The organism is Pseudomonas phenolilytica (assembly GCF_021432765.1).
Taxonomy (GTDB): Bacteria; Pseudomonadota; Gammaproteobacteria; order Pseudomonadales; family Pseudomonadaceae; genus Stutzerimonas; species Stutzerimonas phenolilytica.
In genome coordinates this window covers 723,274-744,977 of record NZ_CP058908.1, presented here as the reverse complement: position 1 = coordinate 744,977, position 21,704 = coordinate 723,274, and the positions used below count along the sequence as shown (strand labels likewise).

Below are 21,704 nucleotides of genomic sequence, written 5' to 3'. Positions count from 1 at the left end.
CATCTGGCGCCCGGCCTGCGTGAACCAAAAGGGTGAGCGGTGAAATTATTCGCCACTCATGTGCACCAAAAAGGTGCACATGATGATCATAGGAAAGGAATGAAGGGGATGTCGCGTTTTTCCGCCGGCTTGTCCTTGAGCGGGCATTCGGGGCGTACGCCGTAGTCGTTCTTGCGGCACGGATTGACCATGCGCCGCTGGGCCAGCGAGGTGCGAATCAGGTGAAAGGTGCGCGCCGGGCTGCGCGCCAGCTCGCGGCCTTCGGCGTCGATTACGCGCAGCTGCAGCCGATGGGTGCCGCGGTCGACGTTGTGCAGCTCGAAGTGGGTCTCGGGGCCGGCGGCGCTGAGCGCCTCGCCGTCGAGCAGCAGCTGGTAGCCGTGTCCGGCCTGCGGCGCCGGGTTGCCGCTGGCGCTGACCTGCAGGTCGCCGGCGTTGCTGCGGATGGTCTCGTCCTCGGCTGGACTGACAATCTGCAACTGGTAGCGGATCGCCGCCGTTGCGGCCGGCACTGGCGCCGCGGGCGCGACGGGCGGCAGGGCCGGCATGTCGTTGGTGGGCTTGAGTTCGATCTGCTCGGCGGCCTGACCGGCCGGGCGGTCGGTGAACACCCGGTTACCGTCCGCGTCGATGTAGCTGTAGATCCCCGCGTTCGCCGGTGCCGCCAGCGCCAGCAGCAGTGCGGTCAGCCAGCGGCCGCTGCGGATCATGGCGCCGCCCGGTGGCGCAGGGCGGGGCTGGAGGTATGCACGCGTTGCACCGTGAATACCGCCGGCTCGCTGCGCTGGATCACTCGGCCATTGCTGAGCACCTCGACCTGCAGACGGTGTTCGCCGCGCTCGACGTTGTTCAGTTGCAGCGAGGTGGCCTGGCTGGCGGCGGCCTGGGGAATGCCGTCGAGGACGAAGCGCAGCTGATGGCCGCGTCGTAGCGGCGGGTCCAGCTCGGCACTCACCACGAACGTGCCATTGTTGGCGCGCAGCGCGGCTTCGTCCGGAATGCCGCTGAGCGCGAGCGAGCGGTACGGTTGTCCGGCTTCTGCGTCCGCCGGCAGGGACGCCGGTGCGGAGGGGGTCTGGATGTCGACGGTGTTGGGCGGCGGCAGCTCGACGCGCTCGGCAGCAACGCCTTCCGGTGGCTGGTTGGTGTAGACGGTGTTGCCCTGGGCGTCGGTGTAGGTATAGATCTCGGCGATCGCCGGGGCGCTGAGGATCAGCAGCAGGCCGAACAGTGCGTGGCGCATGGGAAGCTCCGCGTGAAGGACAGCGAGAGCCTTGCACCGCGGGCGACGCCAGGCAAGCCCGGGCATGCGGATTTGCGAGCCGGCACAAGCTGCGCGCGGTGACGGCGGCGCAAACGACAGAGGCCGCCCGAAGGCGGCCTCTGCGTACAGGCGGTGCTGCTTAGACGCTGTAGTACAGGTCGTATTCCAGCGGATGCACGAAGGTGCGCACCTTGATCTCCTCGGCGGCCTTCAGCTCGATGAAGGCATCGAGGAAGTCCTTGGTGAACACGCCGCCCTTGAGCAGGAAGTCGTGGTCGGCTTCCAGCGCCTCCAGTGCCTCCTTCAGGCTGCCGCATACCTGCGGGATCAGCTTGGACTCTTCCGGCGGCAGGTCGTACAGGTTCTTGTCCGCGGCATCGCCTGGGTGAACCTTGTTCTGGATACCGTCCAGGCCGGCCATCAGCAGCGCGGCGAAGGCCAGGTACGGGTTGGCAGCCGGATCCGGGAAGCGTGCCTCAATGCGGCGGCCGCGGGCGCTGGCCACGTACGGGATGCGGATCGACGCGGAGCGGTTGCGTGCCGAGTAGGCCAGCATGACCGGCGCCTCGAAGCCCGGGACCAGACGCTTGTAGGAGTTGGTCGACGGGTTGGTCAGGGCGTTCAGCGCCTTGCCGTGCTTGATGATGCCGCCGATGAAGTACAGGGCGGTATCGGACAGGCCGGCATAGCCTTCGCCAGCGAAGGTGTTCTTGCCGTCTTTGGCGATCGACATGTGCACGTGCATGCCCGAACCGTTGTCGCCGTACAGCGGCTTCGGCATGAAGGTAGCGGTCTTGCCATAGGCTTCGGCGACGTTGTGCACGACGTACTTGAGGGTCTGCACTTCATCGGCCTTGGCCACCAGCGTGTTGAACTTCACGCCGATCTCGTTCTGCCCGGCGGCCACTTCGTGGTGGTGCACTTCGACGACCTGGCCCATTTCTTCCAGGGCGTTGCACATGGCGGTACGGATCTCGTGATCCGGATCGCTCGGCGGAGTCGGCAGGTAGCCGCCCTTGACGCTGATGCGGTGGCCGTTGTTGCCCTGGCCGCCGTTCATGTCGGTGTCGCTGTTCCAGGACGCCTGCTCGCAGAAGATCTTGAACATCGAGCCGGACATGTCGGACTTGAACTTCACCGCGTCGAAGATGAAGAACTCCGGCTCCGGGCCGACGAACACGGTGTCGCCGATACCGGTCGACTTCAGGTATTCCTCGGCGCGGCGGGCGATGGCGCGCGGATCGCGCTCGTAGCCCTGCATGGTGGACGGCTCGATCACGTCGCAAACCAGGATCAGGGTCGGCTCTTCGGTGAACGGGTCCAGCACGGCGCTGCCGTCGTCCGGCAGCAGGATCATGTCGGAGGCCTCGATGCCCTTCCAGCCGTCGATGGAGGAGCCGTCGAACATCTTGCCGACTTCGAAGAAGTCGTCATCGGCGTCGCGAGCCGGCATGGTGATGTGATGCTGGCGACCCTTCGGGTCGGTGAAGCGCAGATCAATCCACTTCACATCGTAATCTTTGATCAGTTGAAGCGACTTCGACATGGTGTTCTCCAAATGGTGGAAGCGGCCTGTTCGCTTCCGAATCGAGGGCGGAGCCGGCGGCGATGTTCCGCCAAGGCGACCTGCCTCACAAGTGAGCAAATTGCATGCCAGTGCTCCGAAATGGACCTGCAGCCGCCAAATGGCGCGGCGACGCAGTTTGGCTTCGGAGATTGCAGGCAATCCTCCCGGCGGGCGCGCCTGGATGGTGCGCGCACAATAGGCATTGCACTATTTTGGTGCAATAACGCGTCGCGCAGAAAACCGACTAAATGTTGAACAGTTTCCGCTATACTCCGCGCCCCTCTTTTTCCGCCATGTCGGCGCACGCGCTGTTTCCTCATGAAGCTGATCGTCAAGGTTTTCCCCGAAATCACCATCAAGAGCCCGCCGGTGCGCAAGGGCTTCATTCGCCAGTTGGCGAAGAACATCCGCACCGTGCTGCGCGAGCTCGACCCGGAGCTGCGGGTCGAGGGGGTGTGGGACAACATCGAGGTGGAAACCGCGCTGACCGAGCCGAAGCTGCTGCGCGAGATGATCGAGCGCCTGCGCTGCACGCCGGGCATCGCCCATTGCCTGGAAGTGCACGAGTATCCGCTGGGCGATCTCGACGACATCGTCGCCAAATGCAAGGCACATTACGCCGAGCGCCTGCCGGGCAAGATCTTCGCCGTGCGCTGCAAGCGCGCCGGCAAGCACCCGTTCAGCTCCATGGATGTCGAGCGCCATGTCGGCAGCCAGCTGCGCCAGCAGTGCGGCGCAGCCGGCATCTCGCTGAAAGCGCCGGAAATCGAAGTGCGCATGGAAATCCGCGATCAGCGCCTGTTCGTCGTGCACGAGCAGCATGACGGCATCGGCGGCTATCCGCTGGGCGCGCTGGAGCAGACCCTGGTGCTGATGTCCGGCGGTTTCGACTCCACAGTCGCCGCCTACCAGATGATGCGCCGCGGGCTGATGACGCATTTCTGCTTCTTCAACCTCGGCGGCCGCGCCCACGAGCTGGGCGTGATGGAAGTCGCCCACTATCTGTGGAAGAAATACGGCAGCTCGCACCGGGTGCTGTTCATCAGCGTGCCGTTCGAGGAAGTGGTCGGCGAGATTCTCGAGAAGGTCGACAACAGCCAGATGGGCGTGGTGTTGAAGCGCATGATGCTGCGCGCCGCCACGCAGATCGCCGAGCGTCTGCACATCGACGCGCTGGTTACCGGCGAGGCGATCTCCCAAGTGTCCAGCCAGACCCTGCCAAACCTCTCGGTGATCGACTCGGCGACCGACATGCTGGTGCTGCGTCCGCTGGTCGCCAGCCACAAGCAGGACATCATCGACACCGCTTTCGAGATCGGCACCGCCGAGTTCGCCAAGAACATGCCCGAGTACTGCGGCGTGATCTCCAAGAACCCGACCACCAAGGCCAAGCGCTACCGCGTCGAGCATGAAGAGAAGCAGTTCGACATGGCCATCCTCGAGCGCGCCCTGGCCAGCGCGCGCCAGGTGCCGATCGACCGGGTGATCGACGAGCTGGGCGAGGACATCAAGGTCGAGGAGGTCCACGAGGCGATGGCCGGGCAGGTCATCCTCGACATTCGTCACCCGGATGCCGCCGAGGACGAACCGCTCGAACTGACGGGCATCGAAGTACAGACGCTGCCGTTCTACGCGCTGAACAATCGTTTCAAGGAACTGGATGAAAACCGCCAGTACCTGCTGTATTGCGACAAAGGTGTCATGAGCCGCCTGCATGCTCACCATCTGCTGAGCGAGGGGCATGTGAATGTGCGCGTCTATCGTCCGGCCTGACCCTTCGGTGAAGCAGCCGGGGTTGCTGGGCGGCAGCATCCGCCACCGCCCCCCCGACCTGCACTGATCGCAATGCAGTGCCGTTACAACCTCGGACAGACAGCCTTCGTCCGGACTACTTCAAGCTTCCAGCCTCAGCTCGAAGCTCTCTACAGAGAAACGAATCAGTGATCGAGAATCTTCGCAACATCGCCATCATCGCCCACGTCGACCACGGCAAAACCACCCTCGTCGACAAGCTGCTGCGCCTGTCCGGCACCCTGGACCGCAAGGAAGCCGAAAACGAGCGCGTGATGGACTCCAACGACCAGGAAAAGGAACGCGGCATCACCATCCTGGCCAAGAACACCGCGCTGAAGTGGAACGGCTACAACATCAACATCGTCGACACCCCCGGCCACGCCGACTTCGGCGGTGAAGTCGAGCGCGTGATGAGCATGGTCGACTCCGTGCTGCTGGTGGTCGACGCCCAGGACGGCCCGATGCCGCAGACCCGCTTCGTGACCCAGAAGGCGTTCAAGGCCGGCCTGCGTCCGATCGTCGTGGTGAACAAGATCGACCGTCCCGGCGCGCGTCCGGACTGGGTTGTCGACCAGATCTTCGACCTGTTCGACAACCTCGGCGCCACCGACGAGCAGCTCGACTTCCCGATCGTCTACGCCAGCGCCCTGAACGGCATCGCCGGTCTGGACCACGAGAAGCTGGAAGACAACATGGACCCGCTGTTCCAGGCCATCATCGATCACGTGCCGGCGCCCAAGGTCGACCTCGACGGCCCGTTCCAGATGCAGATCTCCCAGCTGGACTACAACAGCTTCCTCGGCGTGATCGGCATCGGCCGCATCGCCCGCGGCACCATCAAGGCCAACAGCCCGGTCACCGCCATCGGCGCCGACGGCAAGAAGCGCAACGGCCGCATCCTGAAGATCATGGGTCACTCCGGCCTGCAGCGCGTCGAAGTCGCCGAAGCCGAAGCCGGTGACATCGTCTGCGTGTCCGGTATGGACGAGCTGTACATCTCCGACACCCTGTGCGACCAGAACGCCGTCGAGGCGCTGCCGCCGCTGACCGTCGACCAGCCGACCGTGAGCATGACCTTCCAGGTCAACGACTCGCCATTCGCCGGCAAAGAAGGCAAGTTCGTCACCAGCCGCAACATCAAGGACCGTCTGGACAAGGAGCTGCTGCATAACGTGGCGCTGCGCGTCGAGCCGGGCGAGAGCCCCGAGAAGTTCAAGGTTTCCGGCCGTGGCGAGCTGCACCTGTCGGTGCTGATCGAAACCATGCGTCGCGAAGGCTTCGAGCTGGCCGTCGGCCGTCCGGAAGTGGTGATCATCGAGAACGAGGCCGGCGAGAAGCAGGAACCGTACGAGAACGTCACCATCGACATCGAGGAGCAGCACCAGGGGCCGGTGATGGAGCAGATGGGCCTGCGCAAGGGCGATCTGACCAACATGATCCCGGACGGCAAGGGCCGCGTGCGCCTGGAGTACACCATTCCGGCGCGCGGCCTGATCGGCTTCCGCAACAACTTCCTGACCCTGACCTCCGGCACCGGCATCCTGACCTCGACGTTTAGCCACTACGGCCCGATCAAGGCCGGCGAAGTCACCAATCGCCAGAACGGCGTGCTGGTCTCGATGGCCACCGGCACCGCGCTGACCTACTCGCTGGAAACCCTGCAGGCCCGCGGCAAGCTGTTCCTCGAGCCGGGCCAGGAGATCTACGAAGGCCAGCTGTGCGGTATCAACAGCCGTGACAACGACCTGGTGATCAACCCCACCAAGGGCAAGAAGCTCGACAACATGCGCGCTTCCGGCAAGGACGAGGTCATCGCCCTGGTGCCGCCGATCAAGTTCACCCTCGAGCAGGCGCTGGAATTCATCGCCGACGACGAGCTGGTGGAAGTGACGCCGAAGTCGATCCGTCTGCGCAAAAAGTACCTCAACGAGAACGACCGCAAGCGCTTCGAGCGCAGCAAGGTCTGATCGGCAGGTAGCTGACCGCAATAAAAAAGGCGCCCAAGGGCGCCTTTTTGCTGTCTGCGGGGTGGCTCGGGTGGCTGCTCGCCGGGGTTACTGACGAACCCAGGTCTGGCTGCGTCCCAGCGCCTCGATGCCGATGTAGCCGCGTACTTCGAGCTTGTCGCCGCCATCGAGCAATGTGGCCTTGGAGCGGTAGGTCTTGCCATTGGCCGGGTCGAGGATGGTGCCGTTGCTCCAGACCTGCTCACCGTCCGGTTTCAGGTCCCAGAGGATGGTCATGCCGGTGATGGGCTGGCCCTTGCGCTCACCTTCGCACTCGTCGCACAGCGGGTTCGGCCCGTGCTCCGAATGCAGGATTTCCACGACCTTGCCGGTCAGCGAGCCGTCAGCAGTCTGCTGAATCTCGACGATGGACTTGGGCTTGCCGGTTTCGTCGTCGATGGTCTGCCAGCGCCCGGCTGGCGACTCGGCAGCGAAGGCCAGTGACGAGAGCGAAAGGGGCAGGGCCAGCAACAGGGCATTGAACAGTGGACGCATGATTTCTCCAGTGATCGGGAAGGCGCCGCCGACTCTACCAGCGACGATTCCGCCCCGTTGCGCCTGACCGCCTGACCGGTTGGTTCTCGTCACATATGCCCTTCGAGTCGTCCTGTTTCGGGGTTCTGTTGCGGACGCTGTCGGCGGCGATGCGACCGCGATGATCGCGGCATGCGTCATGCCGGGAGGATGCTTGGCGAGCACGCCGCGCCTCGTCGGACGTGTCGTTTCGATCGGCATTCGCCTGTCGGTTGCAGGTCGGCTGTCCGGGCGCCGCGGTACGACCCTTCCGCCGCGCGGGGTGCCAGCGCCTACCGCGCCGCCACGCATTGCTCGAAATCTGTACAAGATGTTGAGGGCGTAAAGTTTTGTTTCCTTCTGCTTGCCGCCCGCTTGACGGTTTCTGGCGCTATGCGGCTTTTGTTCGTGTGTACGGCGTGCGGAAAAACTTGTACAAGGTAGTGGCAGGGTGACAGTACCTTGTACAGGTTTTTTGCCTCAGGGCCGCCGAGCTTCGTTCGGCCGGTAACGATTGAAGTAGCTAACAGGGGAAACAGCGAATGAACAGGCAGATGTCGGTATCCATGCGCCTGGGGCTGGGGTTCTGCGTGATCCTGGCGCTGATGGTCGCGGTGGCGGTCCTCAGTGCCGTGAAGGTCGGCATCATCGACCGCAGCATGAACCAGATCGGCACCCAGGCAGGCCTGAAGCAGCGCTACGCGATCAACTTCCGTGGCAGCGTGCATGACCGGGCAATCGCTGTGCGCGATGCCGTCAGTGCCGCCGATCCGGTATTCGCGCGTAGCCAGGTGGCCGAGATCGAGCGCCTGGCGCAGCTCTATGCGGACTCGGCGGCGCCGATGAAGGCAATGCTCGCGCAGTCCGCGGCCGACGCTGTGGAGAAGCAGCTGATGGGGCAGATCGAAGCCATCGAGGCGAAAACCAACGCGCTGACGCAACAGGTGGTCGAGCTGCGCTTCGCCGAAGGCTCGGAGCGCGCCCATGCCTTCCTGCTGGATAACGTCGCTGGCGCTTACACCGAGTGGCTGCGCCTGATCAACGCGTTCATCGACCATCAGGAAGCGAGCATCAACGAGGACGTGACCATCGTGCGCGACACCGCCAGCGGCTTCCTCGCCTTGATCGTCGCGGTGACCGGGATCGCCGTGTTGCTCGGCGCGGCCATCGCCCTGGTGATCATCCGCAAGCTGCGCTCGACGCTCGGCGCCGAGCCGGACGAGGTGGCCCGCGTGATCAACAACCTGGCCAGTGGTGACCTCGGACAGGTGATCGTCACGCCGTTCCCCAATAGTGTCATGGGCGCGACGGCGAAGATGGCCACGCAGCTGACGGCGATCATCGCCGAGGTGCGCGCGGCGGCGAGTGGCGTCGGTACGGCGTCGGGCGAATTGCTCAGCTCGTCAGCGAGCAGCAATCAGCAGATCCAGCATCAATCTGCCGAGGCCGAGCAAGTGGCCACGGCGATCAACCAGATGGCCGCGACGGTGAATGAGGTCGCGAGCTTCGCGGCCCAGGCGGCGGCCGCAGCGAAGAGCGCGGACGAGCAGGTCGAGACTGGCACACGCATCGTGGGCGAGACGGCGTCGTCGATCCACAACCTTGCCCAGGTGCTGGAGACTGCCACCGATACGGTCAACCAGCTGTCGGCCGAAAGCGGCGACATCGAGAAGATCCTGCAGGTCATCACCGCCATCGCCGAGCAGACCAACCTGCTGGCCCTCAATGCGGCCATCGAGGCGGCGCGTGCCGGCGAGCATGGCCGCGGCTTTGCGGTGGTGGCTGACGAGGTGCGCTCGCTGGCCAATCGCACGCAGCAGTCGTCCAGCGAGATCAGCGCCATGATCGCCTCGCTGCAAGCGGGCGCCGGCCGGGCGGTGGAGGTCATGCAGTCGAGCCGGCAGCTGGCGCAACAGACCGTCGAACAGACGCTGCAGGCGGAAAGCGCGCTGGCCAAGATTCGCCAGGAGGTCGGCTCGATCAACGAGATGAATGCGCAGATCGCCACCGCCGCCGAGGAGCAGAGCGCCGTGGCGGAAGAGGTCAACCAGAGCGTGACGCGCATCCATGACTCGACGGTCGCCAGCTCGGCGGCGTCGAACCAGGTCGCTTCCTCCAGCGCGGACCTCACCCAGCTCGCCCAGGAACTCAACCGCAAGGTTGGCTATTTTCGCGCTGCCTGATCGGGCAGGTCGCAGCCGCATGCGCTGATTGGCGGAGGGGCTGGAACGAAGCGGGCCGAGGCGCCTTCCAAGTTTCATCCCCTTCTGGAATCGAGCCCATGACCTTTTCGATCATCGCCCGCTGCCCGCGCACGGGGCAGTTCGGGGTGGCTGCGGCCACCGCCATGCCGGCGGTCGGCAAGCTGCTAAGCCATGCCGCCGCGCGCGTTGGCGCGGTAGCGACGCAGGCGCAGATCAACCCTTACCTCGGCATCGACGGCCTGCGTCTGTTGCGCGAGGGGTGTGCCGCGGCCGAGGTGATCGAGCGGCTCAGGGACATCGATCCGTGCATGGAGCTGCGCCAGTGCGCGGTGATCGACCGACGCGGCGAGGTGGCCTGCTGGACCGGCGCGAAATGCCCGCCCTGGGCCGGTGCCATCGCCGCCGAACAGTTCTGCGTGCAGGGCAACCGCCTGGCCGGGCGCACGGTGCTGGAGGCGGCGGCCGAGGCCTATCGCCGCGCCAGCGCGCGCCCGCTGGTGGAGCGGCTGATGGAAGCGCTCGCGGCGGGTGACGCCGGTGGTGGCGACCGCTGCGGCGAGTCCTCGGCGACCGTCTATGTGGTGGATCAGGAGGAATATCCGCTGTGGGACATCCGCGTCGATCATCACCGCGAGCCGCTGACGGAGCTGCGCCGGCTGCATCGGGTGTTTGCCCGCGAGGTAGTGCCGGAAATCCTCGCCATGCCGACGCGGGCGAACCCGGCGGGCAAGGCCGCCGAGGAGCCGATCTGACGCGCCCGGCCCATCGGCGCTAGCACCGCGGTGAGCAAAAAGGGGAGGGATTTATTTTCCGGACGTGTTCGTCACGCGCGCTACAAACCGCTTCGCGCGTCTCCGACTGAACCCTGTCCGTGCACCAATGGTGGCCGATCCCTGCTACCCGGCGTTAGGGAACACTGCGCAGCAGCGGAGCGAGCGATATCGAACGTTCGTTCATGGCGCCGTATCGCAAGCGGAGCTATCGCTGATTTGTGAAGGTCGGCAGCGCGGCCAGCCGACGGGGGATAGCCGCTTCTTTTCCCGCTACGTCTACCACCGGGAGACCCGCAATGGCAGCGACTCGCTGCAGTGCCGCTCGCCTGGGCCGGCAGAGCGAGCCGGTATGCGAGCAAACGACAGCCGACGCGAGGCTGACCAGACTGCGTGTCCGGCTACTTGATGCCCAGGCGCCTTGCCAGGCGATGCAGATTGCCGGTATCGAGTTGCAGCTCGCGGGCGGTGGCCGACCAGTTGCCGTTGAAGCTCTCCAGCGTCTGGCGAATCAGGCGCGCCTGGAATTCGTCGAGTGCCTCGCGCAAACCAACGCCGGACAGGCCGGCGGGTGCCGGTGGCAGCTGGCTGACGGTGGCAGTCGGCCCTTCCAGGCAGAAATAGGACGGTTTGAGCAGCACCTCCCCCGTGCCCTGTTCGGCCCGCGCCAGTACCGCCGCGCGGTGGATGGCATGCTCCAGTTCGCGCACGTTGCCAGGCCAGGGGTAGCGCTGCAGCAGCGTCAGCGCGGCCTTGCTCAGCGCCAGTCCGCCGAGGCCCAGCTGGCTGCGGCACCGTTCGCAGAAGAAGCCGCTGAGCAGGGCGATGTCTTCCTGCCGCTCGCGCAGTGCCGGCACCCTGATCGGGAACACGCTGAGGCGGTGGTAGAGGTCGGCACGAAACTCCCCGGCCAGCACCGCGCTTTTCAAGTCACGGTTGGTGGCGGCGAGGATGCGCACGTTGACCTTGAGGCTGCGGTCGTCGCCGATGCGCTGCAGGTCGCCGTACTGCAGCACGCGCAGCAGCTTGGCCTGCAAGGTCAGCGACAGCTCGCCGATCTCGTCGAGAAACAGCGTGCCCTTGTCGGCCATCTCGAACTTGCCGGCGCGGTGGTGTATGGCTCCGGTGAAGGCGCCCTTGACGTGGCCGAACAGCTCGCTTTCGGCCACCGACTCGGGCAGTGCGGCACAGTTCAGGTAGACCAGCGGATGGCCGGCGCGCGGCGAGGCGAGGTGGATGGCCTTGGCCACCAGCTCCTTGCCGACCCCAGTCTCGCCGGTGATCAGCACGTTCAGGTCGGAACCGGCGACCACGCCGATCTCCCTCTTCAGCTGCAACATGCTGGTCGACAGCCCGACGATCTCGTCGGCGCCGGGTTTGTTTGCCGGTGCGTTACTGATGGGTGCCACAGTCTGCTGTTCCAGACGCTCGACCAGCAGCGCATTACTCAGCGCCGCCGAGGCTAGCGCGCCGATCAGGCGCAGTTCCTCGTCGTTGAAGTGATCGAACTGGGCGGGGTCGTAACCGTCGATGGTCAGCGCGCCGATCAGCGTCTGGTTGGCGAACAGGGGCAGGCCGATGCAGGCATGCACCTTGAGCTGCTCGCGGCTCGGCAGGATCAAGTTGTCATAGGGGTCGGGCAACTGACTGTCGGCAGGAAAGCGCACCACGTCACCGGCGCGGGCGATGGCCTCCAGGCGCGGATGCTCGCCGAGGCGGAAGCGCCTCCCGAGCACGTCGGGGGCCAGCCCCTCGATCGCCAGCGGGCGGAACATCTGCCCCTCGTAGCGCAGCAGGGCCAGCGCATTGCACAGCAGCAACTGACGCAGGCTGTTGATCAGTTGCTGGAAACGGTCCTGGTTGGAGATGCCCCACTGCAGGTCGAGTGCGATGCGGGCCAGGCTGTCCATCGAAAGCGCCATCTTCTGTCCTTTTGACTCATATATGTCGATCGGACAATACAAGGGCTTTGTCATTAGGACAAATAGAATGCTAAAAATCGATATATATCAATTGCTTAAGTAATGGCACGGCACCTGCAATAGAGGGTGGGCAGGCTTTTTTATCCACCTCTGCAAGGTAATCCTCCGCATGACGATTTTGCTCAAAGAAAACATCCACTGGGTCGGTCAGCGCGATTGGGAGGTTCGTGACTTTCACGGCACCGAATACAAGACCCTCAAGGGCACCAGCTACAACAGTTATCTGATCCGCGAGGAGAAGACCGTACTGATCGACACCGTCGACCATCGCTTCAGCCGCGAGTTCATCCTCAACCTGGCCAGCCAGATCGACCTGGCGAGCATCGATTACATCGTCATCAACCATGCCGAAGAGGACCACGCCGGCGCGCTGTCCGAGCTGATGGCGCACATCCCGGGCACACCGATCTACTGCACCGCCAATGCCATCGATTCGATCACCGGCCATCACCACCAGCCGCACTGGAACTTCATCCCGGTGAAGACCGGCGACAGCCTGGACATCGGCAATGGCAAGCAACTGGTGTTCATCGAAACGCCGATGCTGCACTGGCCCGACAGCATGATGACCTATCTCAGCGGCGACGCCGTGTTGTTCAGCAACGACGCCTTCGGCCAGCACTATTGCGACGAGCACCTGTTCAACGACGAGGTCGATCAGCAGGAGCTGCTGGAGCAGTGCCTGCGTTACTACGCCAACATCCTCACGCCTTTCAGCCCGCTGGTCACCGCCAAGATCAACGAGGTGCTCGGCTTCAATCTGCCGCTGTCGATGATCGCCACCGCCCACGGCGTGGTCTGGCGCACCGATCCGGCACAGATCGTCGGCAAGTATCTGGAGTGGGCCGATCACTACCAGGAAAACCGCATCACCCTGTTCTACGACAGCATGTCGAACAACACCCGGATGATGGCCGATGCCTTGGCCCAGGGCATCCACGAGGCCGATCCGAGCGTGGCGGTGAAGATCTTCAACGTCGCTCGCCACGACAAGAACGAGATCCTCACCCAGGTGTTCCGCTCCAAGGCCATCCTGGTCGGCTCCTCGACCATGAACAATGTGATGATGCCGAAGATCGCCGGCATGCTGGAGGAGATCACCGGCCTGCGCTTTCGCAACAAGAAGGCGGCCGCCTTCGGCAGCTACGGTTGGAACGGCGGCGCCGTAGACCGCATCCAGACCCGCCTGATGGATGCCGGCTTCAGCACCTCGCTATCGCTCAAGAGCAAATGGCGCCCCGATGGCAGCGCCCTGGGAGCCTGCCGCGCGCATGGCCGGCAACTGGCGCGCGAATGGGCCTTGAACACACCGCCAGGGGTCAACCCGAGCGCCACGCCCGTCACGCCCGAAGCGGCGATCCCGCCGTCCGTGGTGCTTTCGGGCGACGCCGGCCCGGCCATGCAGTGCAGCGTCTGCCAGTGGGTTTACCGACCTGAACTCGGCGAACCAATCCAAGGCGTCGCTGCCGGTACCCCCTGGAGCGAGGTGCCGGACAATTTCCTCTGCCCCGACTGCAGCCTGGGCAAGGATGTCTTCGACGTGCTGCGGGAGAAAGCCGCATGAGCCGCGAAATCCTCATCATCGGCTCGGGGTTCGCCGCCTGCCAACTGGTCAAGAGCCTGCGCAAACTGGACGTGGAGGTGCCCATCCGCATGCTCACCGCCGACAGCGGCGACGAGTACAACAAGCCGGACATCAGCCATGTATTCAGCCAGGGCCGCAGCAGCGCGGACCTGACCCGTCTGAGCGCCGCACGCTTCGCCGAGCAGTACCAGGTGACCGTGCAGCCCTTCACCCGGGTCGAGTCGATCGACCCGCAGACGCGCCGCGTGCATACCGCCGACGCCAGCCATGCCTACGGCCAACTGGTGCTCGCCACCGGCGCCAATGCCCTGGTGCCGCCCGTGCCGGGTCATGAGCTGCTGCTGACGCTCAACAGCCAGGGCGAGTACCAGGCTGCCGAGGCGCAGCTGCGTGACGCCCGTCGCGTGCTGGTGCTGGGCGCCGGGCTGATCGGCAGCGAGCTGGCGATGGACCTGCACAGCAGCGGCAAGCAGGTGGTGCTGGTCGACCAGGCCAGCAGCGTCCTGGCATCGCTGATGCCGGCGACCGTCAGCGCGCGGCTGCAGGCCTGCCTGGCCGGAAGCGGTGTTCAGCTGCGCCTGGGCAGCGGCCTGCAGCGCCTCGAGCGAAGCGGCGACGGCATTCGCGCCTATCTGAACGACGGTCATGTGGTCGACTGCGACAGTGCGATCGCCGCCATCGGCCTGCGCCCCAACGTGGAGCTGGCGCGCCGCAGCGGGCTGGCAGTGGGCCGCGGCATTCAGGTCGACCGCCTCCTGCGCAGCAGCGTCGAGCATATCCATGCCCTCGGCGACTGCGCCGAGATCGACGGCCGCGTGCTGCCGTTCCTGCAGCCGACGCAACTGGCGGCCAGTGCCCTTGCCAAAAAGTTGCTCGGTCAACCGCAGGCGCTGCAGCTGCCGCCCATGCTGATCCGCGTGAAGACCCCGCGCCTGCCGCTGCAACTGGCCGGCGAGACCACCGGCGACCACCTCGACTGGCAGCTCAGTTTCGACGAACTGGGCATGCTTGCCCGCGCTTTCGATGCGCAAGCGCAACTGCGCGGTTTCGTGGTCAGCGAAGGGCGCCTGCAGGATGCGTTCGCCCTGCTGCGCCAGCTGCCTGGCTGAGGCGCGGCCCGGCTGGCTGCACGATCCAAAGTTTTCTCCTGTGTTGTTGTGGTGCTCCTTTTGGCAGGCTCTTTGAGCCTGCCTTTTTTTATTCCAGCTCGACAAACGCCGTGGGTTTCACCCGCGCGGTGACTTCACTACTGTGCGAAATCCTGCGTGCGTCGTGGCTGCGTTTGAACATGAAGTCGAGCCGCTCGGCGTCGCGGATCTTCAGCCCGCGTGACGATGGTGGCGCGCAGCGCCTCGGTACGAGGTCGAGCGGCAGTTGCAGTTCGGTGATGCGGACCTCGCAGGTGGAAACGGCAAGGCGCGCAGGTTAGCGAGCGGTTCGCGGGCGGTCATTGTGCGGCCGGCCGGGGCGAATTCCTGAAACGCACGGCTATCCTTTTTATACTCCCCGGCTTTTGCGGGCCGCCGCGCTCGCCATTCAACGAACTAGGGATTTTTCATGCTCAACAACGATGTGCTGCGCAGCCTGCGCTACATCCTCAACGCCAGCGATGCGCAGATGAGCGAGATTGCGGCGCTCGGCGGCTGTGCCACGAGTGAAGGCGAGGTGCGCGCCTGGCTCAAGCGCGAAGACGAGGACGGCTACGCCGAATGCCCGGACCCGGCGATGGCGCGTTTTCTGGATGGCCTGGTGTACTTCAAGCGCGGCAAGGACGACAGCCGTCCGACGCCGCCGCTGGAGCTGCCGGTCAGCAACAACCAGATCCTGAAGAAACTGCGCGTGGCTTTCGAGCTGCGCGACGACGATCTGCAGGCGATTCTGCAGGCGGTGGATTTGCCGCTGTCCAAATCCGAGCTGAACGCGCTGTTCCGCAAGCCCGGGCATAGCAACTATCGCGTCTGCGGCGACCAGCTGTTGCGCAACGTCCTCAAGGGCCTGGCGCAGCGCGCAGCCTGATCCAGCGCCCGTCGGCCGCCGGTGACGGGCGCGGTCGACGTCCGGCCTGACTGGCCTATGCTGAGAGTTGAACGACTCATCGGGCACCGTCATGCAGACCATCGCGAGCATCTGCACCTTCTGCGGCGTCGGCTGCGGGCTGGGCCTGCGCGTCGAGGACGGCCGCGTGGTCGGCGTCGAGCCGCAACCGGGGCATCCGGTGAGCGCCGGGCAGCTGTGTGCCAAGGGCTGGGCCAGCGGTTTTGCCATCGACACCGGCAACCGCCTGCGCATGCCGCTGATCAAGGAGCACGGACAGTTTCGCGAAGCCAGCTGGGACGAGGCGCTGGCGCTGGTGGCCAGCGAGTTCCGTGCGGCGCTGGAAGCAGTCGGGCCGGACGGCGTCGGGGTGATCAGCTGCGCCCACGCCACCAATGAGGATAACTACGCCGCGCAGAAATTCGCCCGCGCGGTGCTCGGCACCGCCAACATCGACCACTGCGCGCGCATCTGTCACAGCCCGTCGGTAGCCGGACTGAGCCGCACCCTGGGCTCCGGGGCGATGACCAATTCCATCGCCGATATCGACGAGGCTGACTTGATCCTGGTGATCGGCGCCGACGTCAGCGAGAACCACGCGATGATCGGCGCGCGCATGCTGCGGGCCCAGGCGCGTGGCGCCCGGCTGATCGTCGTCGACCCGCGACGCACGCGCTTGGCGCGGCTGGCCGACCAGCACGTACAGCTGCGCGTGGGCAGCAACATCGCGCTGCTCAACGGGTTGCTGCATATCATCTTCGCCAACGGCTGGGAGGACCGCGACTTCCTCGCCTGCCGCTGCGACAACGAGGCGGCGTTGCGCGCCCATGTGCGCGACCTCACCCCGGAGATCACCAGCGCGCAGACCGGCGTGCCGGTGCTGGCGCTGATCGAGCTGGCGCGCGCCTACAGCCAGGCGCGGCGCGCCTTCATCGCCTACGGCATGGGCATCACCCAGTTCCAGAGCGGCACCCACAACGTCATCGCGGTGGCCAACCTGGCGCTGGTCTGCGGCCAGCTCGGCCGGCCGGGCACCGGGGTCAATCCGTTGCGCGGACAGAACAACGTGCAGGGCGCCTGCGACATGGGCTGCCTGCCGGACGTCTACCCCGGCTACCAGAAGGTCAGCGACCCGGAGGTGCGCGAGAAGTTCGCCCGCGCCTGGGGCGTGGAGCAGCCGTCGGCGCCTGGGCTGGCCTCGCTGGGCATGAGCGAGGCGGCGCTGCGCGGCGAGTTCCGCGCGCTCATGGTGCTTGGCGAGGAACTGGTGGTCACCGACCCGGACCAGCACAAGCTGGCCCGCGCGCTACAGGCGCTGGATTTCCTGGTGGTGGTCGAGCTGACCCTGAGCGAGACCGCGCGCTTCGCCGACGTGGTGTTGCCCGCCGCGTCGTTCGCCGAGAAGGACGGCACCTTCAGCAACTGCGAGCGGCGCATGCAGCTGCTGCACAAGGCCATCGAACCGCCCGGGCAGGCGCGGGCGGACTGGCAGATCCTCGCCGCGCTGGCCGAGCGCATGGGCTACGAGGGCATGCGCTGGACCAGCGCGGCGGAGGTGTTCGCCGAAATGGCCGCGCTGGCGCCGCTGTTCAGCGCCATCAGCCACGCGCGGCTGGCGCCGGCGGGCGGGCTGCAATGGCCGTGCGACGAGGCGCACCCGGCCGGCACGGCGATCCTCCACCGGCACTGTTTCCCGCGTGGCCGCGCGCAGCTGATCCCGGTGTCGCAGGTCGAACCGGACGAATGCCCGGATGCCGACTACCCATTCTGTTTCACCACCCAGCGTCTGCACTTCCACTACGGCGGCGGGGCGATGACGCGCAAGTCTCCGCTGCTGGAGCGGGAGATTCCCGCCGGCCTGCTGTTCATCCACCCGCAGGACGCCGCGCGGCTGGGCCTGGACGAGGCGCAGGGCGTGCGCGTGGCGTCGCGCCGCGGCGTCTTGGAAACGCGTGCGCACCTGACCGACGACGTGCCGCCGGGCACCGTCGCCATGCCCTATCACTTCCGCGAGGCGCCCTGTAATCGTCTGACCAGCAGTGCGCAGGACCCGATCAGCCACATGCCGGAACTCAAGGCCTGCGCCGTGGCGCTGACGCCGTTGCCGCCCGGCCAGGCGCCGCGCAGCGAGCTGGAACGTCCGCAGGAGGCCGAGCATGCAGGCCTATGAGCTGGATCGTCCCGAGCGCCTGCGTGCGCATCTGGCGTGCGCGCGACAGCTGTACCAACCGCTGGCGGACGGGCAGGGCACGCTGCGCTGGCAACGGCTGAACGCTGACGACGAGCGACCCTTCGTGATGCCGGCCGAGCCGCCGGTGTTTTCCGCCAAGGCGTTCTTCTTCGCCGAGCGCGAGGCGCTGTTTCGCTACGAGAATGGCCAGTTCATCGCGCTGCCGCCGGCGGTGCGTCCGCAGGTGCTGTTCGGCCTCGCCGCCTGCGATCTGACGGCGGTGGCCTATCAGGACCGCTTCTTCGCCGCCGACCCGCATTACCAGGCGCGCCGCGCGGCGACCCTGCTGGTCGGAGTGGATTGCGCGCACAGCTGCCGGCACGGCTTCTGCGCGATGATGGACAGCGGCCCTGAGGTGCGGCCACACACCGCCGATCTGATCCTCTGCCCGCTGGAGCAGCGCTGGCTGCTGCTGGTCGCCTCCGAGCAGGGCGAGCGGGCGCTGACGGGCCTGGCGCTTACGCCCGCGCCGGCGGACTGGGCGCAGCAGCGCGACGCTCAGGCGATGCAGGTGGCCGTCGAGCAGGGCGAACAGGCTGAGATCGCGCTCGGCTGCGCGGCGCTCAATGGCGAAACCGTCGATAGCCAGACCTGGGAAGCACTGGGCCTGCGCTGTCTGGGTTGCTCCGGGTGCACCTCGGTGTGCCCGACCTGTTCCTGCTTCGCGCCGCTGCAGCAGCCAAGCGCGGGTGGCGTGGTGCAGGAGCGCGTGTGGGATTCCTGCCTGTATCAGGGCTTCCAGAAGGAGGCTAGCGGGCACAACCCCAGCGCCACACCGGGCCAGCGCGTGCAACGCTTCTGGTACCACAAGTTCGGCGACGACTTCCGCCAGCGCTTCGGCCGCGACGGCTGCGTCGGTTGCGGACGCTGCGATGCGGTGTGCCCCGGCGGCATCGGTGTGCACCAGGTGATGAAGAGGATCGGCCAGCCATGATCGACCTGACGCCACGGCCCATGCGCCTGCTGGAGTACTACGACGATGGCGAGGCGGCGCGGCACTTCAGCTTCGCCATCGAGCCGCTGGCCGATGAGCCGGTGGTGCAGCCCGGGCAGTTCTTCATGCTCGCCGTGCCGGGCGTGGGCGAGGCGGTCTTCACCTATGTCAGCCCGCCGGATGCCGACGGCCGCTTCAGCGCGCTGATCCGCCAGACCGGCACACTTACCGCGGCGCTGTTCGCCCTCGCGCCGGGCGCCGTGCTCGGCTATCGCGGGCCGTTTGGTCGCGGTTGGCCTGCGGTCGAACCGGGCGAGCGGCTGCTGCTGGTGGCCGGCGGCTGCGGGCTGGCGCCATTGGCCGGGTTGATCGACAGTACCGATGGCGAGCTGCAGTTGATCTACGCTGCGCGCAACCGCTCCTATCAGGTGCTGGCGCGCGAACGGGTGCGCTGGTGTGGGCGCCTGAGGCTGGTCGAGACGCTCGACCAGGGCAATGACGGCCTGCCCCAGGGCAGTCCGCTGGAGGCGCTGGCGTGGGCGCTGAATGAGGCCGAGGTGCCGACCAAGGTGCTTTGCTGCGGGCCGGAGCCGCTGATGCTGGCGGTAGCGCGCCGCTGTATCGACCAGGGCCTGGCGGCCAGCCGGATCTGGCTGTCGCTGGAGCGGCGCATGCATTGCGGTGTGGGGCTGTGCGGGCACTGCTACATCGGCAGCAGCTATGCCTGCGTCGACGGGCCGACCTATCGCTACGATGAGTACCTGCGGCTGCTGGCGGCCAGCGGCCAGGTCGCGGCGACCTGCCTGCCGCCGCAGCCCTGCTGAGCGCGCTCAGTCGCGCTGCCAGTGGATGTCGACGTAGTACTCCTCGTGGTTGTAGTGGATTTGCAATTCACCGTCGTAGGCCGCCTCCAGCGCGTGGCCGATGCGCTGAGCCAGGTGCAGGCCGGTGGTGGTCACATCCAGGCCGTCGGCGCTGTCGCTGATGGCGATCAGCCGTTCCAGCGGATGCTCGCTCTTCTCCAGCTCCTCGGTGTTGCGGACCAGCCCGCACAGCTCATCGGCATGCTGCTTGACGAAGGCTCCGCGCAGGCTGACCGTGCCGGCCGGCACGTTCTCGGCGATGCGCTGGCAGGCTGGGCAGGTGGCCTCTTCCGCGTTGCTCGCGTCGACCAGACCGTGCCAGGTCCAGCGCCCGGCCTGGTAGGCCGCGCCGCACTGTGGGCATAGCGTGTCGCTGCGCTGGTGCCAGGGTCTGAGGTAGGGATCGTGGTGTTCGGGTTTGAGCAGCTTGTCGCTGATGCTTTGACGATGCTTGTCCATGGCGAAGTCTCAACACGGTGTGAAAGGGCTATTTCAGCGTAGTCCAGCGGCGCCATCGTACAGCTCGTCCGTGGCAGATCGCAGGGTGCCGCGGATTTGCCGACAGCCGTGCATTCCTGAGCCAGACTGAATAGGTCTGTCCGCCGAGGAGGTCTGCTTATGTCACCGACCATTCCCTTCCCCGATCGCGTCGAGGCCGGTCGGGCGCTGGCCGAGCAACTGGCGCAATCCGGCGACTGGCCCGACGCGCTGGTACTCGCCCTGCCGCGCGGTGGCGTGCCGGTCGCCTTCGAGGTCGCTGAACGGCTCGGCCTGGAGCTGGACATCCTCGTCGTGCGCAAGCTCGGCGCACCGGGCAATCGCGAACTGGCGATGGGCGCCATCGCCAGCGGCGGCGTGCGGGTGATGAACGAGGACATCGTGCGTTATACCCAGGCCTCGCAGGCCGAAATCGACGGCACCATCGCCCGCGAAAGCCACGAACTGCAGCGTCGCGAACAGGCCTATCGGGGCCAGCATCCGCGCCCGGCGGTGGAGGGGCGCACGGTGATTCTGGTGGACGACGGTCTGGCCACCGGCGCGACCATGCGCGCGGCGGTACGGGCGGTGCGCGCGATGGGTGCCGGGCGCGTGGTGGTGGCCGTGCCGGTGGCGGCACCGGAGAGCGTTGCGCAGCTCGCGCAGCTGGCCGAGCAGGTCGTCTGCGTGCACCAGCCGCACGATCTCTACGCGATCGGCCGCTGGTATGTGAACTTCGACCAGACCTCGGACGCCGAGGTCGTGGAGCTGCTGCAGCGCGCCTGGAACCGGGGAGGGCAGCGCCCATGAATACTGCTGGCGCGATACCCATGCGCTTTACCCTCGGCAAGGCGCGGCTGCACGGTGAGCTCTGCGTGCCGGCGAACGCCGGCGGCCTGGTGGTGTTCGTCCACGGCAGTGGCAGCAGCCGGCACAGCCCGCGCAACCAGCGCGTGGCGCGGGCGTTCAACACGCGCGGGCTGGCGACGCTGCTGTTCGACCTGCTCACCGAGCATGAACAGCCGCTCGACGAGCTCACCCGCCAGCTGCGCTTCGATATTCCGCTGCTCAGCCAGCGCCTGACCGGGGTGATCGACCAGCTGCGTCAGGACGAATCGTTGCGCGCGCTGCGCATCGGCCTGTTCGGTGCCAGTACCGGTGCCGCCGCGGCGCTGATCACCGCGGCGTCGCGCCCGGCGGACATTGCGGCGGTGGTATCGCGTGGCGGCCGGGTCGATCTGGCCGAGCATTCGCTGGCGCAGGTTGGCGTGCCGACGCTGTTCATCGTCGGTGGCCGGGATGGCGAAGTGTTGGCGCTCAACCGGGCAGCGCTCGAATATCTGCCGGGTGTGCGTCGGCTGGAGGTGGTGGCCGGCGCGACGCACCTGTTCGACGAGCCGGGCACGCTGGATGAAGTGACCCGGCTGGCTGGCGACTGGTTCATCGAGCATCTGGCCGGTGGCGCGCCGGCGCCGGGCTGA

General features: G+C 66.2%; 18 protein-coding genes. 12 read left to right on the top strand and 6 right to left on the bottom strand.

Annotated features, from left to right (window positions below):
* Positions 1 to 86: 86 nt before the first annotated feature.
* From HU825_RS03535 to glnA, 3 genes are all read right to left on the bottom strand, one after another.
* A complete protein-coding gene (locus HU825_RS03535; RefSeq protein ID WP_234302920.1) occupies positions 87 to 710 on the bottom strand; it encodes a DUF4124 domain-containing protein in 624 nt (207 codons plus the stop codon).
* Positions 707 to 1,243, bottom strand: coding sequence for a DUF4124 domain-containing protein (locus HU825_RS03530; RefSeq protein ID WP_077682227.1), 537 nt, complete (start codon positions 1,241 to 1,243; stop codon positions 707 to 709). Before HU825_RS03530 ends, HU825_RS03535 begins: the two co-directional genes overlap by 4 nt.
* Positions 1,244 to 1,403: 160 nt before the next feature.
* Complete coding sequence (glnA, locus tag HU825_RS03525; RefSeq protein WP_043295404.1) at positions 1,404 to 2,810, bottom strand: type I glutamate--ammonia ligase; 1,407 nt, start codon at positions 2,808 to 2,810, stop codon at positions 1,404 to 1,406.
* 339 nt (positions 2,811 to 3,149) lie between these two features.
* On the opposite strand from glnA, the gene thiI reads away from it, so the two are divergent.
* Both thiI and typA read left to right on the top strand, forming a co-directional pair.
* Positions 3,150 to 4,604, top strand: a complete 1,455-nt coding sequence (thiI, locus tag HU825_RS03520) for a tRNA uracil 4-sulfurtransferase ThiI (RefSeq protein WP_043295406.1) — start codon at positions 3,150 to 3,152, stop codon at positions 4,602 to 4,604.
* 167 nt (positions 4,605 to 4,771) lie between these two features.
* Positions 4,772 to 6,592 (top strand): translational GTPase TypA, encoded by a 1,821-nt coding sequence (typA, locus tag HU825_RS03515; protein WP_043295407.1) that lies wholly within the window; start codon positions 4,772 to 4,774, stop codon positions 6,590 to 6,592.
* Between the two features lie 87 nt (positions 6,593 to 6,679).
* Here typA and HU825_RS03510 read toward each other — a convergent pair whose 3' ends face one another.
* Entirely contained in the window at positions 6,680 to 7,126 is a 447-nt protein-coding gene (locus tag HU825_RS03510) for a DUF2147 domain-containing protein (RefSeq protein ID WP_043295412.1), read from the bottom strand.
* 560 nt (positions 7,127 to 7,686) lie between these two features.
* On the opposite strand from HU825_RS03510, the gene HU825_RS03505 reads away from it, so the two are divergent.
* Together HU825_RS03505 and HU825_RS03500 are read left to right on the top strand one after the other, a co-directional pair.
* Positions 7,687 to 9,327: a methyl-accepting chemotaxis protein gene (locus HU825_RS03505; RefSeq protein ID WP_054094002.1), complete on the top strand. Its 1,641-nt coding sequence runs from the start codon at positions 7,687 to 7,689 to the stop codon at positions 9,325 to 9,327.
* Positions 9,328 to 9,425: 98 nt separating this feature from the next.
* Positions 9,426 to 10,100: a DUF1028 domain-containing protein gene (locus HU825_RS03500; RefSeq protein ID WP_043295414.1), complete on the top strand. Its 675-nt coding sequence runs from the start codon at positions 9,426 to 9,428 to the stop codon at positions 10,098 to 10,100.
* Between the two features lie 419 nt (positions 10,101 to 10,519).
* On the opposite strand, the gene norR is transcribed toward HU825_RS03500, so the two are convergent.
* A complete protein-coding gene (gene norR, locus HU825_RS03495; protein ID WP_043295415.1) occupies positions 10,520 to 12,040 on the bottom strand; it encodes a nitric oxide reductase transcriptional regulator NorR in 1,521 nt (506 codons plus the stop codon).
* A gap of 169 nt (positions 12,041 to 12,209) precedes the next feature.
* Between norR and norV the strand changes: the two genes are divergently transcribed.
* The 6 genes from norV to HU825_RS03465 all read left to right on the top strand — a co-directional run bounded on the left by norV (position 12,210) and on the right by HU825_RS03465 (position 19,707).
* Positions 12,210 to 13,664: an anaerobic nitric oxide reductase flavorubredoxin gene (gene norV, locus HU825_RS03490; protein WP_234302919.1), complete on the top strand. Its 1,455-nt coding sequence runs from the start codon at positions 12,210 to 12,212 to the stop codon at positions 13,662 to 13,664.
* The gene (gene norW / locus HU825_RS03485) at positions 13,661 to 14,794 is read left to right on the top strand and encodes an NADH:flavorubredoxin reductase NorW (RefSeq protein ID WP_234302918.1); all 1,134 of its coding nucleotides are present in this window, start codon (positions 13,661 to 13,663) and stop codon (positions 14,792 to 14,794) included. Before norV ends, norW begins: the two co-directional genes overlap by 4 nt.
* A gap of 448 nt (positions 14,795 to 15,242) precedes the next feature.
* Positions 15,243 to 15,701, top strand: a complete 459-nt coding sequence (locus HU825_RS03480; RefSeq protein WP_043295418.1) for a YehS family protein — start codon at positions 15,243 to 15,245, stop codon at positions 15,699 to 15,701.
* A 91-nt stretch (positions 15,702 to 15,792) separates the two neighbouring features.
* Positions 15,793 to 17,889, top strand: coding sequence for a formate dehydrogenase subunit alpha (gene fdhF / locus HU825_RS03475; protein ID WP_234302917.1), 2,097 nt, complete (start codon positions 15,793 to 15,795; stop codon positions 17,887 to 17,889).
* A complete protein-coding gene (locus HU825_RS03470; protein WP_234302916.1) occupies positions 17,876 to 18,883 on the top strand; it encodes a 4Fe-4S dicluster domain-containing protein in 1,008 nt (335 codons plus the stop codon). Before fdhF ends, HU825_RS03470 begins: the two co-directional genes overlap by 14 nt.
* Positions 18,880 to 19,707, top strand: coding sequence for an FAD/NAD(P)-binding protein (locus HU825_RS03465; RefSeq protein ID WP_234302915.1), 828 nt, complete (start codon positions 18,880 to 18,882; stop codon positions 19,705 to 19,707). The genes HU825_RS03470 and HU825_RS03465 overlap by 4 nt, the downstream gene beginning before the upstream one ends.
* A gap of 6 nt (positions 19,708 to 19,713) precedes the next feature.
* On the opposite strand, the gene HU825_RS03460 is transcribed toward HU825_RS03465, so the two are convergent.
* Positions 19,714 to 20,205, bottom strand: coding sequence for a BCAM0308 family protein (locus tag HU825_RS03460; RefSeq protein WP_008569490.1), 492 nt, complete (start codon positions 20,203 to 20,205; stop codon positions 19,714 to 19,716).
* A gap of 159 nt (positions 20,206 to 20,364) precedes the next feature.
* On the opposite strand from HU825_RS03460, the gene HU825_RS03455 reads away from it, so the two are divergent.
* Both HU825_RS03455 and HU825_RS03450 read left to right on the top strand, forming a co-directional pair.
* Positions 20,365 to 21,033, top strand: coding sequence for a phosphoribosyltransferase (locus HU825_RS03455; RefSeq protein WP_008569491.1), 669 nt, complete (start codon positions 20,365 to 20,367; stop codon positions 21,031 to 21,033).
* Positions 21,030 to 21,704 carry a dienelactone hydrolase family protein gene (locus tag HU825_RS03450; RefSeq protein ID WP_081002754.1) on the top strand — a complete coding sequence of 225 codons (675 nt, stop codon included), beginning with the start codon at positions 21,030 to 21,032 and terminating at the stop codon, positions 21,702 to 21,704. The genes HU825_RS03455 and HU825_RS03450 overlap by 4 nt, the downstream gene beginning before the upstream one ends.

What these genes read in the sequence shown, in the direction of transcription:
- HU825_RS03500 (WP_043295414.1), top strand. Translation starts at nt 9,426, where the DNA reads ATGACCTTTTCGATCATCGCCCGCTGCCCGCGCACGGGGCAGTTCGGG.
- HU825_RS03455 (WP_008569491.1), top strand. Translation starts at nt 20,365, where the DNA reads ATGTCACCGACCATTCCCTTCCCCGATCGCGTCGAGGCCGGTCGGGCG.
- HU825_RS03460 (WP_008569490.1), bottom strand. Translation starts at nt 20,205, where the DNA reads ATGGACAAGCATCGTCAAAGCATCAGCGACAAGCTGCTCAAACCCGAA.
- HU825_RS03465 (WP_234302915.1), top strand. Translation starts at nt 18,880, where the DNA reads ATGATCGACCTGACGCCACGGCCCATGCGCCTGCTGGAGTACTACGAC.
- HU825_RS03505 (WP_054094002.1), top strand. Translation starts at nt 7,687, where the DNA reads ATGAACAGGCAGATGTCGGTATCCATGCGCCTGGGGCTGGGGTTCTGC.
- norR (WP_043295415.1), bottom strand. Translation starts at nt 12,040, where the DNA reads ATGGCGCTTTCGATGGACAGCCTGGCCCGCATCGCACTCGACCTGCAG.
- HU825_RS03480 (WP_043295418.1), top strand. Translation starts at nt 15,243, where the DNA reads ATGCTCAACAACGATGTGCTGCGCAGCCTGCGCTACATCCTCAACGCC.
- glnA (WP_043295404.1), bottom strand. Translation starts at nt 2,810, where the DNA reads ATGTCGAAGTCGCTTCAACTGATCAAAGATTACGATGTGAAGTGGATT.
- norV (WP_234302919.1), top strand. Translation starts at nt 12,210, where the DNA reads ATGACGATTTTGCTCAAAGAAAACATCCACTGGGTCGGTCAGCGCGAT.
- HU825_RS03530 (WP_077682227.1), bottom strand. Translation starts at nt 1,243, where the DNA reads ATGCGCCACGCACTGTTCGGCCTGCTGCTGATCCTCAGCGCCCCGGCG.
- HU825_RS03450 (WP_081002754.1), top strand. Translation starts at nt 21,030, where the DNA reads ATGAATACTGCTGGCGCGATACCCATGCGCTTTACCCTCGGCAAGGCG.
- HU825_RS03510 (WP_043295412.1), bottom strand. Translation starts at nt 7,126, where the DNA reads ATGCGTCCACTGTTCAATGCCCTGTTGCTGGCCCTGCCCCTTTCGCTC.
- HU825_RS03535 (WP_234302920.1), bottom strand. Translation starts at nt 710, where the DNA reads ATGATCCGCAGCGGCCGCTGGCTGACCGCACTGCTGCTGGCGCTGGCG.
- norW (WP_234302918.1), top strand. Translation starts at nt 13,661, where the DNA reads ATGAGCCGCGAAATCCTCATCATCGGCTCGGGGTTCGCCGCCTGCCAA.
- HU825_RS03470 (WP_234302916.1), top strand. Translation starts at nt 17,876, where the DNA reads ATGCAGGCCTATGAGCTGGATCGTCCCGAGCGCCTGCGTGCGCATCTG.
- fdhF (WP_234302917.1), top strand. Translation starts at nt 15,793, where the DNA reads ATGCAGACCATCGCGAGCATCTGCACCTTCTGCGGCGTCGGCTGCGGG.
- thiI (WP_043295406.1), top strand. Translation starts at nt 3,150, where the DNA reads ATGAAGCTGATCGTCAAGGTTTTCCCCGAAATCACCATCAAGAGCCCG.